The organism is Fibrella rubiginis (assembly GCF_017353185.1).
Classification (GTDB): Bacteria; Bacteroidota; Bacteroidia; order Cytophagales; family Spirosomataceae; genus Fibrella; species Fibrella rubiginis.
The window spans coordinates 70,968-84,960 of the sequence record NZ_JAFMYV010000005.1 but is presented as its reverse complement, the minus strand read 5'-3'; the positions used below and the strand labels follow the sequence as shown (position 1 = coordinate 84,960).

The following is a 13,993-nucleotide window of genomic DNA, read 5'->3' as shown; positions in this document are numbered from 1 at the left end:
TCTACGCTCACGACTGGCTACGTACGGAGACTACCTCCTATGTAGCTGGCGGGTGTCTGTTTCTTGGTTCCATTCAGTTGCCACAGCCACACCAGCGAAATCAGGGCCAACGCCCCCACGCCCGCGCTAAGCCAAACGCCTGCTGCCAGTGGTAACAAAAACCAGATGGCCACACCTGCGCAAACGACCAGCCTTGCCGCCTCGACCCGGTATGCCCACGAGCGACCTTCGAAGAACCAACCAAAATTGACTACCGTGAGACCAATCAAGGCCGCAATGAGCAATTTAGCTAGCCAGCCCATCTCGGCCTGAAGCTTTAGAAACGGGAGCGTTGCCACCGTCAGCAGGATGTATTGCAGCAACACATAACCGTTCACTGACCGCGAAACCGACGTATCGAATTTTTCATAAACGGCCCGGTCTACCGACGGGATGGGATGATAAACGGCCATTTTGGCGTCCCAGCCCGGTTTATAGAATAACACTTTCAGCTTGTCGGTCAGTCGGGGGGCATCGCGGAGTTGCAGGCCGATCTGTTCGTAATGCGCAAAGTTGGCCCAGACCGGGTTCCAGCTATTGATAGGCGTGGTGATGCCATAAACGGGCTTCTCCTCTTCGGCCTGAAACGTGCCAAACAGCCGGTCCCATATAATAAACGTGCCCGCGTGGTTCTTGTCGATGTATTTAGGGTTGCGGCCATGATGCACGCGGTGGTGCGAGGGCGTATTCATGAACCACTCCAGCGGTCCCATTTTGTCTACCAGTTCGGTATGAATCCAGAACTGGTAGATCAGGTTGAAGCCCCCCACGATGATGAGCTGGGTAGTATCGAAACCCAGCAGGGCCATCGGAATGTAGGCCGGGGCGGTCCAGACACCCTGAAACCAGCTTTGGCGCAGGGCAACTGAGAGATTATATTCTTCGCTTTGGTGATGCACCACGTGGCCGCTCCAGAACAGATTTACTTCATGGCTCATGCGGTGAGCCACGTAATAGCAAAGGTCGTAGAGAAAAAACGCCACCACCCAACTCCACCAGGTATGGGGGATATGAAACACGGCGAAGTTGGTATAAATGGCTTCGTACATGCCCAGCGTGACCACCTTCAAAAAGATGCCCACCACCTGCTGCGACGTGCCCGCGCTGAGGTTAGTGATGGTGTCGTTGAGTCGGTACAGCTTCGTTTGCTGGTAGCGGTCAATCCAGATCTCAATTCCCATGGCCAGGAAGAAGAACGGTATCGCCAGCATAATTGGGTTAAAATTCATGACAGGCACTGTGGTTTGTTGTCTTTATAACCAGCAAGTTAACAACGAAAACCGTCAATCTGTCACGTCCGTTTCGCCCTGGTATTCATCCTGTTGCACCAGCCACGCTACCACACCCAGGCAGGCCGCAAACCAGGCGAAGGGCAAGCGGAGGTCGATAATGGAAAGCAGGCCAAAGACCAGCGTAGTGCCGAAACTGGCCAGCCCCTGCATAGCCTGATTGAGACCAAAAATCTCGCCCCGATCGGTGTCGGTGGTTTTCTGGGCCATGAGGCCTTCAATCAGGCCCTGAATGAGCGAGTACGTAAGGCAGTCGATGGTGATAATGACGTAGAGCCACAGCCGCGACGTACCCACCACGCCATAGGCTGCCAGCACCGGTATGCCCACAAGCGCAAACCAGAAAATGGCCCGCCGCTGGTTGATCCGGTCGGCCAGAAAACCATAGAACCCGTAGCTGATGGCTACGCTCAGGCCACCGAAGTACATGAAGAAGTACGAAATATCCTTTGTATCCATCTGCAGCGGACCGAGGCTCACGTAGGCAACGAAGTAGTTATAGTAGCCCACGGCAGCGGTTAGGGCTACCTGCGTGAGTACCAGATTCAGCAGGCCGGGATGCTCACTGTTCTTCTGCCGGAGTCGTCTCAAAATCGTGCTCACATTGAGTGAATGGACAATAGCGGCTTTCAATTCGACCCGCGACACACCACCGGGGTTTGGATGGGTTTCGCGCAGGAAAAAGCTCAGCAGCACATTCAGACCCGACAACCCCACAGCCATCATGACCACATACCGGGCCTGTTCAACGGGGTCGGTAAGGTCGAGGGTGGTGATGAGCAAACCCGCAATGGCCGGTCCAATCACAAACCCCAGCGATATAATAGCCCCTTCAATACCCAGATTCCGAAACAGCGCCTCTTTGGGCGAAATATCGGTGATGGCCGAGCGCACCGTGGCGTAGAGGCCGTTGGTGAGTCCGTCGCTAAACCGGTTAGCCAACTGCGACCCCAACCTTACTGGCAACAACAGACAGTCGGCCAGAAACGTACCTACCGACGACAGCCGAAAGATGGGTTTACGCCCGTAGCCGTCGGAGAGTTTACCCAGCAATGGTGCTGAGATCAGTTGTACACCCAAAAACAGGGCTGTGCCTAACGCAAGCCACAACTGTGGGTTAGCATGGCCTCGCACAAACTGCGGCAACACCGGCCCAATGATGGAACCGACAACGACGTCGAGAAAGATAATGGCATAAATATGCAGCAGGCGGCCTTGAAACATAGGGTAAGATAATCGTAAGTGGGAATAGGCCGTTACTTACGATTGATTTACACTAACGACCGACAACGTTATTTTTGATTTTCCGGCTTCGTCTCTTCGTCTGACTCCTTGGGTAGAGTAGCCACGCGATAAGCCATCACGGCCATAGCCAGGGCATAGAAGGCAAAGGGCGCACGCGGATCAAGAGCCGTCAGAATGGTAGTCATCAGTGCGGTAACGAAACTGGCTACTCCACCCAGCGCCTGCGAATCGCCGAATATCTGTCCCGATCCACCACCCTTGGCCGCTAAGGCAGACACCTGACCAGTAATGAGTCCGGTAAGCAAACCCGCCGTACAGGCATCGAGTGCCCCAGTGATGTAGAGCATCGTAACGCTTTTGTCAGACAGCGCGTAGAGCGCCATAACCCCAATGCCACCAATGGCAGCGAAGATCATCACCTTGCGCTGATTTACGTGTTTGACAATGAGTTGAAAAAACAACAGGTTTATTACCAGTGTAATAATGCCGTAATAGATAAAAAAATAGGATGCCTCCCGATAAGTCAAACCCAAATTACCGACAATCAGGTAGGCAATGAAGTAGTTATAATAGCCCAGCGACAAGACCGTGAGTAGCTGGACAATAAAGAGCGGTTTAAATCCTTTTAGTTTTTCTTCTACCTGGGCTAGTTGATCCCATAACGTTTTAACCTTCAATGCATTAAATGCCTTTTCTTTCAATTCCTGTGGATCGATCGGTTGCTTTTCTTTCTGGCTGGTTTCTTTGAAAACAAACGTTAGCACCACGTTGACTACGGCCAAAATAATACCCATAATAACCAGCGGTTTAGGCTCGTAGCGAGCCTGCGCCAGCGAGATAATCAGCAAGCCACCCACCGCCGGGCCAAAAATGGCGCCAAGTGCCGTCACAGTACCCAGGATGCCCGTTTGCTGCACTACATCGCCATCTTCGGCAGTATCAACCACTGCCGAACGTAAGATAGATTGCATACCGTTGGTGGTACCCTCAACACCCCGGTTGGTGAGGTAGCCAAATGCATTAACCGGTAGCAGAAAAAAAGAAGCCAGCAGCGACATCAAAGAGGTGCCAATCAGTACGGGGCGACGGCCAACTTTGTTGGAGATGGCTGCTAATACGGGCGACGTAACTAGCTGAGCACCTAATAGCAGAGCACTGCCCGCCATCACCCATACTTGCTTGCCCGACAGCGTTTCGGTGTATTTATTGAGGAGTGGACCTACCCCACCCGCTACAACGGAATCAATGAAGAGAATGCCAACAATGAGGGCTAACCGAGGATTTTTGAACATGTAGCTGCCATAAAAAAAGCCCGCCGATTCGGCGGGCCGCGTATACTATGTAACTAAGTACACAGACCATGTGGGCGGTCCGGTAAATAGGTAAGGGATTAAATAGGCTTTAACGCTATTTCGACGTGGCCATGACCATTCTGATGTTTAGCTTGGCACCAGTCTGAAGTACGTCGACCAGATCTTGCACAGTCAGCGTTTTGTCGAAGCGCACGACCACGGTGGGTTCTTCAATACCCGTCATGATCGTTTTCAGCTCTTCTTCGAGGTTCTGCGGCGATACGGGCTGCTTATCGACGAAGTACTGCTTGTTGGCATCCACCGATAGCGTAACCTGCTTTTTGCTTAGTTGCTGCGACGAAGCCGCTTTGGGCAACAGGAGCTTAATCACGTTCGGGTTGGCTACCGTAGAAACGATCAGGAAGAACAACAACAGGAAAAACATGATGTCGTTCAGTGACGACGTGGCCACTTCGGCAGCAAATTTCTTTCTTCGGCGGAGTTTCATAAAGGGGCAGTTAAAAGTTCAACGTTTAAAGTCTAACGTTGGCTGCTTGGTAGGCAGTTGGTTGACCGGTAACGTACTTTTAACTTTAGACATTAAACGTTAAACGCGCTATCAGCGCACTCTGGCCGTTTCGGTGGGTTTCTGGAGGACTTCCATGAAATCGAAGGCGTTCATTTCCAGCTTGAGCGTGAAGCGTTCGATCATCATGTTGAGCAGGTGATAGCCCGAATAGGCAATAACCCCCACCACAAGGCCCGCCCCGGAGGTAATCATTTTCTCGTATAGACCACCAGCAATAATGCCCACGCTGATGTTGTCGGAGAGGGAGATATCGTAGAAAATGCGGATGATACCCGAAATGGTACCGATAAAACCAAGCATGGGCGCAATACCGGCAATAACGCCCAGGTAGCCCAAATTCCGCTCCATTCGCGAAATTTCGATCTGCCCAACGGTCTCAATCGTATTCTCGATGTCTTTGTTGGTACCCATGCCCACACGGCCAACGGCTTTTTCAAATACCCGTCCGGCGGCGGTGCGCTGATTTTTGCAGAACGACTCCGCTGATTTCACGTTGCCCTGCAAGAGCATGTCCTTCACGTTGTCGACAAAGCCCTCATCCACTTTACCCTGTTTCCGAATCAGGATCCAGCGTTCGATGATGAGGTAGAGCGTAGCGAAAAACAGGAAGGCAATGGGCACCATAACCCAGCCCCCTTTGGCAACCAGATCAAACAAACCAAGCCGTTGAGCAGCGGCGGCACTAGCAGCCGCGTTGGCGGTAGAATCGGCAACGGCCGAGGCCGACGTGGCAGGAACCTGAAGCAGGATGGTCATAGATAGAAGGTAAACCTAAAAAGTTGGGCGTCAGCAATATTCAGCGCAGACAGTCGTGACGTTCAGCAATCACAACGCGGCAGCGCATACGAATCGTATGCCAAAGATAACAAAGCCAACGTAGGGCGAAAGGAAATGTGATTTTGGGGGAAAGAGCCAGGAGGTAAGAGAGGAGAGAAGCAAGAGATAAGAGGTGAAACCAGTCAACGGCTTTGTTTCTTGTTTCTTGTCTCTCACCTCTTGCTTCTCGTCTCTTATCTCTTGCTTCTCTCTTCTCATTTCTTCACTTTCTTTTTCCGCGTCCATTTCGACATGTCGACCAGTGCTTGTGGGTAGGTTTCGCCGAGGGTCACACCTGCTTCGGCCAGGATAGCGGGATCGGCCAGAGAGATCAGGTGCAGGTGTTCGGGAGGTATGTTGGCCAGTTCGGGAAGCCAGCGCGAAACGTACTCGCCTTTGGGGTCATACTTGCGGCCCTGCGTGTAGATGTTGAAATACCGGTCCATGCGCGGGTCAGCACTCACTTTAGCCACCAGATTCCAGTTACCCCAGTTGCTGCACGGGTCGTAATCAATCAGCAGGCTTTCCAGGTAGGCCGCCCCCCAGGTCCAGAGCACGCCGAGGTCGTTGAGCAGCAGTGAGGCCACATTTTGCCGCCCTCGGTTCGACTGGTAGCCCGTCAGGTTCAGCTCGCGCATATTGGCATCTACAAAAGGCACCCCTGTCTGGCCATTAGCCCATTGCCAGAACAGTTCTTTGTTACGGTTCCAGTGGGCCGTTTGTACCCGCCGCGGTCCCGACGGAAAGAAAATCCGGGCACCGTATTTGGCCGTGATAAATCGGAAATAGTCGCGCCAGATCAACTCGAACACCAGCCAATAGGTCGAAACGTTCTTCACGCGCTCTTTTTCGTACTGCTTCACCTGCCAATAGACACGCCGGGGTGAGAGGCAACCGTAGGCCAGCCAGGCCGAAAACTTGCTCGAATAATCTTCGCCCAGCACGTTGTTGCGGGTGAACTTGTAATTTCTGAGCTGATCGCGTTCCCAGAAATAGGCTGCCAGTCGGTTCAGTGCAGCGGTTTCGCCACCCACATGCCGAATGGCGGCGCGTTCGTCCTGCCGGGTGTCATCATAGCCAAACTGCGTCAGCGTGGGCAAGGGTCCGGGATCAACGCCGCCGGGCAGGGTCACACGCTCAGGTTCAGCTACCTCCGGGCGCACACCTGATTCCCGTTCGCAACCCCGCCGAAAGTCGCGGTAAGCGTCGGGGATGGCATCGGCCGCAAAGGGCAGATCGTCGGGGTGATAGAGCGACAGCATCCAGAAATAGTGCACAGGCACATTCAGCGAAGTCATTTTCTGGTCTACCTCGGCCTCCATCGCCACGTCATCGTGCGTGATTTCTTTACCTGCATACACAGCCGTGGCCTTATACGCCTGAGCCAGATCGGCCAATACATCGGCCACGTTACCTACCCGGATGAGTAGGTCGCCGCCCCGCCCTCGCAACCGTTCGCGCAGGTCGGCAAGGGCCTCGAATAGAAAGCGAACACGAAAAACCCCCGCCTTTCGGAAACCCAGATCAGGGTGTTCATCGAACGAGCGGGGGTCTATGATAAATACGGGCAGCACGTCGGAACTGTCGGCTACCGCCTGCGAAAAACCTTCGTTGTCGTGCAACCGCAAATCATTGCGAAACCAATAGATAATGGGCATAGGAAAGAGGCAAAGGGTAAGAAGCAGGAAACAAGCTGTGCATGCCAAGAATCTTGTTTCTTGTTTCTTACCCCTTGTCTCTGATCCGTTACAACGTCGAATCGGCAGCCTGTGTTTGCGGCTGGGCTGGCTGAGCTTGTGGCTGAACGGGTTGTGGCTGCGGCTGACCTGATTGATAACCCGGCACGGCCGACTGGTCACCAGGAAGCTGCTGCATTCGGTTGCCACCCACAAACTCTACGTTGGTGATATAATATTTGGTGTCGCCATTCCAGGGCAGGCGCAGGATTTTTTCTTCGTAGTGCAGTGTCACGCGTTGACCCGTTCGCACGGCTTCAGTAATTTTCTGGGCTGTAGACTCATCTTTTACCGAAAAATCGAAAAACTGGGGTGTCAGTGAACCCGTCTCACCCGAAAAGCCACCCACGTTCAGTACGCCCTCGTAGGTTTTGAACAGATACCCCCGGCGACTGAATTTTGAGACCGTGCCGGCCCGTTCGCCGTCGGAAAAACTCCAGCCCGTAAGCAGGTATAAAACGCCCAGGACGAGCAGAGCAAAAACAAGCAGGTAGGTGAAAAAGCGCATAAGCGTCTGTGATTAAGTTATGTTGCGGGCAAATCAACAAAAAGTTAGCCGTGATTCCCAAACCCTAACACGTTGACAGGGATGAGAGTTTGAGATTGAGAATTTTGGATGGCTGAGGCAGACGTAGCTTCGCACGGAGTAATCCTATCGCGAAGCTACGTCTGCCTCAGCCAACCCGAAATTCTCAATCCCCAATCCCAAATCTTTATGAATCACCTGTTCCCTTATATAGAACGTACCCTGCTTCACCCCGACGTGACCATTGCCGAACAGTATGCCGCCCTCGACGAGATGCACCAACTAGGCCTGGCAGGGCTGGTGGTGGCTCCATTTTGGGTGAAAAAGCACCGCCGCGAACTCGGCGACAACCATCCTGCCACCCTCAGCGTGGCTGTAGGCTACCCATTTGGCCATGGGCGCACGGAAATCAAGCAACAGGAACTTGAACTCGCCTTTACCGATGGTGCCAACGCCGCCGACGTAGTGCTGAATACCTCGGCCCTGTTTTCGCCTACGTCGGTCTGGATCAAGATTGAACTGGCCAAACTGGTAGCTGTCGCCCACGCCCGCGAACGGCCTCTGACGGTGGTGCTGGAATCGGCACTGCTCGACGAAACACAGTTGATAAAGATGATAAAAACGGCCACCGACGCCGGAGCAGATGGCCTTAAAAATGCCACCGGTGCCCCGATAGTGCCTTTCGGAGAATGTGCGGTTCATCCCTTTTCGCTGGAAAAAGCCCTGGCATTCCGCGAGGCGGTGCCCCGTTCGGTGAGCGTAACAATCTGCGCCGACGGGGCTACCGAGGCTGAGATGGAACAACTGGTGGCGGCAGGCGTAAACCGGCTGGCACTGCGGCAACCACCCCTCACCTCGTCGTAGCCGGATACGATGCCAGACGGCATATTTTTTTCATACACCCCACGCAACCCCATTACACACCCCTCCGTACTGCTTAATGAACGGGTTCCGATGTCTATCTCACACAGAAAACTACGGTTCTTATGCAGCACACCACTCGCGGGAAACACCGCCCTGAAAAATGAAGATTTGTCGAGGTTGAGAGGCATAACGCCATCACCTTGATCGGTTCGAGACCCATATCCGTACTATTAAACCCTACTAAATGGCCGGTAGCCCAATCATACCGCCGTTACCCGACCTGCTGGCAGGTTGCCTGCGCCAAAACCGGCGTAGTCAGGAATTGCTATATCGGCAGTTCTACGGGTATGCCATGAGCGTTTGTCTACGCTATACCCAAACTCGTGAAGAAGCCGTGGAAGTGTTGAATGATGGTTTTCTGAAGGTGTTTACCCGGTTGAACCAGTACAATGCTGAACAACCGTTTAAACCCTGGCTCCGACGAATCCTGATCAACACCGCAACAGATCACTACCGGCAAACAGTACAGTATCACAGTCAGCATGATCTGATAGCCGCCGAACATATATCGAGCAGTGATGCCGATGCTGTCAGCGGTCTCTCGCACGAATACCTGCTCTCGGTGGTGCAAACGCTAACGCCCGCCTACCGGCTGGTGTTTAACCTCTACGCCATAGACGGCTTTAGCCACGATGAAATAGCCGGGCAACTGGGCATTTCGGTGGGGGCATCGAAATCGAATCTGGCACGGGCGCGGGAAAAGCTGCGCCTCATTTTACAAAAAAAAACGAACGATGAGTATGCAAGAGTGGCCCGATGACCATCTGGACGACCTCTTCAGAAAATCGGCTGAAGAGTTTGACGTCCCTTTCGACCCTGCGCACTGGACCGACATGAACAACCGGCTGGACGAACACGACCGGCAGGGATTCTATGATCGGTGGCGCGTTTGGGGTGGCGCGGCAGCCCTGACCGGGCTGTTGCTCGTGACCCTCTGGTGGGCCCGGAAAGTAACCACTGTAGCGGCCAACCCAATGGTCGAATCAACGCTTCATCAATCTGTTAATTCAAAAAAGACAGCTGAAAAACCTCAACAGGCCGAACGTGCTCTGGTAACTACCAATGCCACCAACAGCACAGCCAAGCGCAAGGCCACAGCCTACCAACTCACCGACAGCCGCCCCACTCCCGGCGTAGTAAAACCTCCCGTTGCAACGCCTGATTGGGCAGCGCGTTCACGGGTAGCAACCGGGCAGTGGCGGCGGCGGGCGGCAACCAATGTGCCCTTGGAACGCCAAAACCTGGCGGTACAAAAGCTCCGCACATCAACAGGTGCCACCCAAGACCCCGCAGCAGACGGCCGTCCGGCTCACAACCCACTGCTTGTTGAGCACAGCACTCGTACCGCATCTGGCAAGTTGGCCAGGGTAAAAGCAGTAAAACGTAAGCAAGCGGCTAATAAGCAACCAGTCGACGAACAAGACGAGAGCGACAACGAGTTGGTTATAGCATTAAACCAAACCAGTTTGCCAACCAGAAAACAAGCCGGAGAATCCAAACCTACGCTTGCCGATAGGCGAGTGGTGGCAGGCACAAGCAACGTAACAGTAAAAACAGCACCCAATGGACATTGGTCAGATCGCTCCCCCGAGCCAACTTCATCAGCAAATACGCCTGTAAAACGCTTAGGGGGCTTTCTTGACCAACCACAAGCCACACCACAGGTCAGTGCGCGCCCCGCCGAACCGGGTACATCAGGAACCAGTCAGCCCGCTGACATAGCGACAGTAGAACGGCTGCAATTTGCCATGGTAAGCCCCGCCACCGCCCTGACGTCGGTAAAAACCACGCCTTTGTCGACGCTACAGGAGCCAGAATGGGACAACTTCGACCGGCCCGCACAACGGGTGTTTCTGCCCAGGCAACGGCTTAGTGTGATGGCCGTTTTCTCGCCCGATTTTAGTGCTATCGGGTTGCGCGACTTCACCAAACCGGGGTCTAACGCAGGCCTTATGTTTCAATACCGACTGTCGGAGCGTTTTGTGGTGCAAACCGGGGCTATAATCAGCACCAAAAAATACGAGACCGAATCGGAATACTACGTTTTTCCGTGGACCTGGACACCGCAGCCCGAAAGTATTGCGGGCACCTGCACCATGTATGATATACCCGTCAACCTACGCTACGACTGGCTTCGTAGGCCCATGGGCGACGGCATGCCTCCAGCGCGGTGGTTTGCCAGCGCCGGCCTGACCAGCTATTTTATCAAACACGAGAACTACGTCTATACCTACGCCGATCCCACCAACCCAGCCATTACCAAAAACAGGCTAATGTGGGATAATTTGCTGGCAGGTAAACCTGGCGGCAGTTTTGGGTTTAGCAACGTCAATCTGTCGGTCGGCTATGAACGTCCATTGGCGCGGCATTTATCGTGGCAGGTTGAGCCATTTATGAAGATTCCACTACAGCAGGTGGGTTTCTTTAAAGTGCGTCTCTTGAGTACGGGTGCGTTTGTTGGGTTGAAATACAGCCTGTAAAAAAATTTAATATCAGTTCACAGTAGTCATTCGCGTTGAATACGTGTAGCTACACTTAATCTTAAACCAAAAACATATGAAAACCCAATCAGAAGAACAAGCGACTCTATCTCGCGGCGATTTTATGCGTAGTCTCGGCATGAGCAGCGCTGCCTTAATGGCTTTTTATTGCATGGGCACGATGACCTCGTGTAAGTCGTCAGACCCCGTTGTTACACCAACGGTACCCACCCCCAACCCCGGTACAGGCGTTACGGGCACAACCACAGGTGCCGCCCTTGACTTCACGCTCGATCTAACCAATTCCGATTTGAGTACGCTGAAAACGGAGGGTAATTCTAAAACGATCGGCGACGTTTTTGTTGTCAGGGTGAAGGGGGGTAGTTATGTTGCCCTGCAGAAACTATGCACACATGCGCAACTGGAGGGGTTATCATACCGACTTGCCAACGACGACATCAAGTGCTCCAACCACGGATCGGAATTCAAGACCGACGGTTCGGTAAACAAAGGTCCTGCTACAATAGCACTGAAAAAGTACACCACTGTGTTGTCTACAGATGGCAACAAACTTCAGGTAAAAGCTTAATCAGCGGTGATTTTCTGCAACGACAGGCGGCGACCGTTGCGTAGTGTAATGGTCGCCGCAAACGGTTCACCGTTCTTCTCAGGAGCCCCAATCTCTATGATCTGCTTTCGCATTACACTGCTTACCCTTTGCCTGGGTTTTCTTACACTAGTTGCGTGGGCGCAGGATACTACCCGCACGGCGCCCGTGGCCGACACTACGCGACCACAACCCACCGAGTCGGCCGATGCCCTGCTATCGGGCCTAACCGATTCGACAGCCGCACCTCTGTTGCCCGACCATATGCTGTTTACGCAACGGGCCGTCTGGGGCAAAAAAGGGTTGGTGCGCCTGTTTGGTGGTCACGAACTGACACTGGAACGCCGCGAAAAAGAATTGAAAATACGGCGGTCAATGCTGAAACTGCATCAGGTGATGGGGTTCGTTACATTAGCCGGCTTTGTAGCGCAGGGCATATTGGGGGCGAAACTGTATAACGCTACCGGCGAAGACTATACCCGCCTGCGTGAATGGCATGAGGGTACCGCCACAGCCATCAACATTGCTTACGGCACTACCGCCCTGCTTTCATTGACCGCACCACCACCTGCCGTAGGGCAACGGCGGGGTCTGAGCACAATCAAGTTGCATAAATACCTGGCTATTGTACACATGGCAGGCATGATTGCCACCAATATTCTGGCGAGAAAAATTCAGGAAGATTACACGCTAAAGCCATACCACCGCGCGGCCGCCTACACCACGTTCGGCGCTTTCGCCACGGCTATCATCGTTCTGAAATTCTGACCATAATCCCGAAGATTCAGCATGAAACTTTTTGCTATGTGCCTGCTGGTCAGTATAGTACTGGCCTTTAAGCCTGTGCTTGCCCCACGCAAACTGGTAGCCGACAAAACCAAGTCGACGGTCACGTATTCAATGGTACACCCCATGCACAAGTGGGATGGTGTGAGCCACGATGTCAACGCCGCCATGATTTATGACGAGGCGACCAAGCAGATTCAAAACGTGGCCGTAGCCATCCGTGTCGCTACGTTCGACAGCCAGAATCAAAACCGCGATTCGCACATGATTGAGGTGCTTGAAGGGCTCAAATATCCTAACGTGACGTTTAGCAGCCAGGACGTGAAGACCAACCCCGATGGTAGTTTAACGGCCAACGGAAAGCTCACCTTCCATAACGTGACGAAGCCCGTGAGCGTGAAAGTTACGCGCCGCGACGTGAATGGACAGATGGTGATGGACGGCAAATTCGACCTGAAACTGACAGACTACGGCATCGAACGACCTTCACTTCTTGGCCTTGCCACCGAAGACCAGTTTAGCCTGGCCTTTTCGCTGGCGTTTAAATGAGTTTAAGGTTTAACGTCTAAGGTTCAAGGTTGGCTTGCCGGTCCGCCGGTGCGGCGTGAGTACACTTGCGTCAACCAACCTTGAACCTTAGACGTTAAACCTTAAACTGATTTATATTTTCCGCTACGCGGTTCATGAGCGTTTTGCGGGCTTCGATACTGCTCCAGGCAATGTGTGGGGCCAATATCATGCGCTCCGGGTGAGCCATAGTCAGATAGGGATGGCTGGCAGAAATTGGCTCCTGCACAAACACATCGACACCTGCCCCAGCCAGTTTACCCTCGTCGAGGGCGCGCGCCAGATCGGCTTCGTTTACCATGCCACCACGGCTCATAGCCAGTAAAAAGGCGGTAGGCTTCATAAGCCCTAACTCGCTGTAAGTAAGCAGGTTATTTGTCTTATCCGTTAGCGGCGCGTGGATCGAAACGACATCACAGGTACGCAGCAATTCTGTCAGAGACAGGACCTGATAGGGTACGTCATACGTTTGACCAGAGGCCGAAAAATAGACCACCTCCGCCCCAAAGGCCGCGGCTATCTGTGCCACCTGCCGCCCAATAGCCCCCAGCCCAATAATGCCGAATCGCTTGCCCGCCAATTCCCAAAAGGGTCGCCCCAGGTGCGTATAAATCGTTTCGCGGCTGTACTCCCCTGATTTCACGTACTGGTCGTAATAGTGAGACGAGTTAAGCAGGCTCAGCAACATGGTAAACGTTTCCTGGGCCACGCTGTGGGTAGAGTAACCGCTCACGTTTTTCACCGGAATGCTTCGTTCTGCTGCCGCAGCCATATCCACGTTGTTGGTACCGGTGGCTGCTACGCAAATCAGTTTCAGATAGGGGCAGGCATCGAGCACCTCGCGGGTAATGCGGGCTTTGTTGGTGATCACCACGTCGGCACCCTGCAACCGTTCAGCGGTTTGGTCGATAGTTGTTTCTGGGTAAGAGACAAACTCACCACCCGTAGATTCAGTAAGCTGCTCAAACTGAGCCAGATTGGGTTCGTGACCCACCGTGCGGGCGTCGAGGAAAACGATGTTCATCTTTTTAATGAGTGACTGAGTGAACCATATGGATTGCTGCACAAGCACCCTTCTTTATTGCAATTGCGTCAAC

The 13,993-nt window shown here is 53.3% G+C and carries 14 protein-coding genes; 6 read left to right on the top strand and 8 right to left on the bottom strand.

Annotated elements, in window-relative coordinates:
• Window positions 1-17: 17 nt before the first annotated feature.
• The 7 genes from J2I47_RS11480 to J2I47_RS11450 form a co-directional block, all read right to left on the bottom strand.
• Window positions 18-1,268, bottom strand: a complete 1,251-nt coding sequence (locus J2I47_RS11480; RefSeq protein ID WP_207364726.1) for a sterol desaturase family protein — start codon at window positions 1,266-1,268, stop codon at window positions 18-20.
• 54 nt (window positions 1,269-1,322) lie between these two features.
• Window positions 1,323-2,552 (bottom strand): MFS transporter, encoded by a 1,230-nt coding sequence (locus J2I47_RS11475; protein WP_207364725.1) that lies wholly within the window; start codon window positions 2,550-2,552, stop codon window positions 1,323-1,325.
• 68 nt (window positions 2,553-2,620) lie between these two features.
• On the bottom strand, window positions 2,621-3,865 hold the full coding sequence (locus J2I47_RS11470; RefSeq protein ID WP_207364724.1) for an MFS transporter: 1,245 nt from the start codon (window positions 3,863-3,865) through the stop codon (window positions 2,621-2,623).
• A gap of 115 nt (window positions 3,866-3,980) precedes the next feature.
• Window positions 3,981-4,373: an ExbD/TolR family protein gene (locus tag J2I47_RS11465; protein WP_207364723.1), complete on the bottom strand. Its 393-nt coding sequence runs from the start codon at window positions 4,371-4,373 to the stop codon at window positions 3,981-3,983.
• Window positions 4,374-4,484: 111 nt separating this feature from the next.
• Complete coding sequence (locus tag J2I47_RS11460) at window positions 4,485-5,210, bottom strand: MotA/TolQ/ExbB proton channel family protein (RefSeq protein ID WP_207364722.1); 726 nt, start codon at window positions 5,208-5,210, stop codon at window positions 4,485-4,487.
• A 275-nt stretch (window positions 5,211-5,485) separates the two neighbouring features.
• Complete coding sequence (locus J2I47_RS11455) at window positions 5,486-6,928, bottom strand: DASH family cryptochrome (RefSeq protein WP_207364721.1); 1,443 nt, start codon at window positions 6,926-6,928, stop codon at window positions 5,486-5,488.
• 88 nt (window positions 6,929-7,016) lie between these two features.
• Entirely contained in the window at window positions 7,017-7,514 is a 498-nt protein-coding gene (locus tag J2I47_RS11450; protein ID WP_207364720.1) for a DUF8785 domain-containing protein, read from the bottom strand.
• A 207-nt stretch (window positions 7,515-7,721) separates the two neighbouring features.
• Between J2I47_RS11450 and J2I47_RS11445 the strand changes: the two genes are divergently transcribed.
• From J2I47_RS11445 to J2I47_RS11420, 6 genes are all read left to right on the top strand, one after another.
• Entirely contained in the window at window positions 7,722-8,396 is a 675-nt protein-coding gene (locus J2I47_RS11445) for a beta/alpha barrel domain-containing protein (RefSeq protein WP_207364719.1), read from the top strand.
• A gap of 244 nt (window positions 8,397-8,640) precedes the next feature.
• A complete protein-coding gene (locus J2I47_RS11440) occupies window positions 8,641-9,216 on the top strand; it encodes an RNA polymerase sigma factor (protein ID WP_207364718.1) in 576 nt (191 codons plus the stop codon).
• On the top strand, window positions 9,197-10,936 hold the full coding sequence (locus J2I47_RS11435; RefSeq protein ID WP_207364717.1) for a porin family protein: 1,740 nt from the start codon (window positions 9,197-9,199) through the stop codon (window positions 10,934-10,936). The genes J2I47_RS11440 and J2I47_RS11435 overlap by 20 nt, the downstream gene beginning before the upstream one ends.
• 76 nt (window positions 10,937-11,012) lie before the next feature.
• Window positions 11,013-11,525 carry a QcrA and Rieske domain-containing protein gene (locus J2I47_RS11430; RefSeq protein ID WP_207364716.1) on the top strand — a complete coding sequence of 171 codons (513 nt, stop codon included), beginning with the start codon at window positions 11,013-11,015 and terminating at the stop codon, window positions 11,523-11,525.
• Window positions 11,526-11,621: 96 nt separating this feature from the next.
• Complete coding sequence (locus J2I47_RS11425; RefSeq protein WP_229374530.1) at window positions 11,622-12,311, top strand: hypothetical protein; 690 nt, start codon at window positions 11,622-11,624, stop codon at window positions 12,309-12,311.
• Between the two features lie 21 nt (window positions 12,312-12,332).
• Window positions 12,333-12,878, top strand: a complete 546-nt coding sequence (locus J2I47_RS11420; RefSeq protein ID WP_207364715.1) for a YceI family protein — start codon at window positions 12,333-12,335, stop codon at window positions 12,876-12,878.
• Window positions 12,879-12,972: 94 nt separating this feature from the next.
• Here J2I47_RS11420 and J2I47_RS11415 read toward each other — a convergent pair whose 3' ends face one another.
• A complete protein-coding gene (locus tag J2I47_RS11415; protein ID WP_207364714.1) occupies window positions 12,973-13,920 on the bottom strand; it encodes a D-2-hydroxyacid dehydrogenase in 948 nt (315 codons plus the stop codon).
• Window positions 13,921-13,993: the final 73 nt, after the last annotated feature.

Excerpts from the sequence above, each read along its gene's own strand:
- J2I47_RS11475 (WP_207364725.1), bottom strand. The coding sequence starts at position 2,552 with ATGTTTCAAGGCCGCCTGCTGCATATTTATGCCATTATCTTTCTCGAC.
- J2I47_RS11430 (WP_207364716.1), top strand. The coding sequence starts at position 11,013 with ATGAAAACCCAATCAGAAGAACAAGCGACTCTATCTCGCGGCGATTTT.
- J2I47_RS11440 (WP_207364718.1), top strand. The coding sequence starts at position 8,641 with ATGGCCGGTAGCCCAATCATACCGCCGTTACCCGACCTGCTGGCAGGT.
- J2I47_RS11445 (WP_207364719.1), top strand. The coding sequence starts at position 7,722 with ATGAATCACCTGTTCCCTTATATAGAACGTACCCTGCTTCACCCCGAC.
- J2I47_RS11480 (WP_207364726.1), bottom strand. The coding sequence starts at position 1,268 with ATGAATTTTAACCCAATTATGCTGGCGATACCGTTCTTCTTCCTGGCC.
- J2I47_RS11460 (WP_207364722.1), bottom strand. The coding sequence starts at position 5,210 with ATGACCATCCTGCTTCAGGTTCCTGCCACGTCGGCCTCGGCCGTTGCC.
- J2I47_RS11425 (WP_229374530.1), top strand. The coding sequence starts at position 11,622 with ATGATCTGCTTTCGCATTACACTGCTTACCCTTTGCCTGGGTTTTCTT.
- J2I47_RS11470 (WP_207364724.1), bottom strand. The coding sequence starts at position 3,865 with ATGTTCAAAAATCCTCGGTTAGCCCTCATTGTTGGCATTCTCTTCATT.
- J2I47_RS11435 (WP_207364717.1), top strand. The coding sequence starts at position 9,197 with ATGCAAGAGTGGCCCGATGACCATCTGGACGACCTCTTCAGAAAATCG.
- J2I47_RS11415 (WP_207364714.1), bottom strand. The coding sequence starts at position 13,920 with ATGAACATCGTTTTCCTCGACGCCCGCACGGTGGGTCACGAACCCAAT.
- J2I47_RS11455 (WP_207364721.1), bottom strand. The coding sequence starts at position 6,928 with ATGCCCATTATCTATTGGTTTCGCAATGATTTGCGGTTGCACGACAAC.
- J2I47_RS11465 (WP_207364723.1), bottom strand. The coding sequence starts at position 4,373 with ATGAAACTCCGCCGAAGAAAGAAATTTGCTGCCGAAGTGGCCACGTCG.
- J2I47_RS11420 (WP_207364715.1), top strand. The coding sequence starts at position 12,333 with ATGAAACTTTTTGCTATGTGCCTGCTGGTCAGTATAGTACTGGCCTTT.
- J2I47_RS11450 (WP_207364720.1), bottom strand. The coding sequence starts at position 7,514 with ATGCGCTTTTTCACCTACCTGCTTGTTTTTGCTCTGCTCGTCCTGGGC.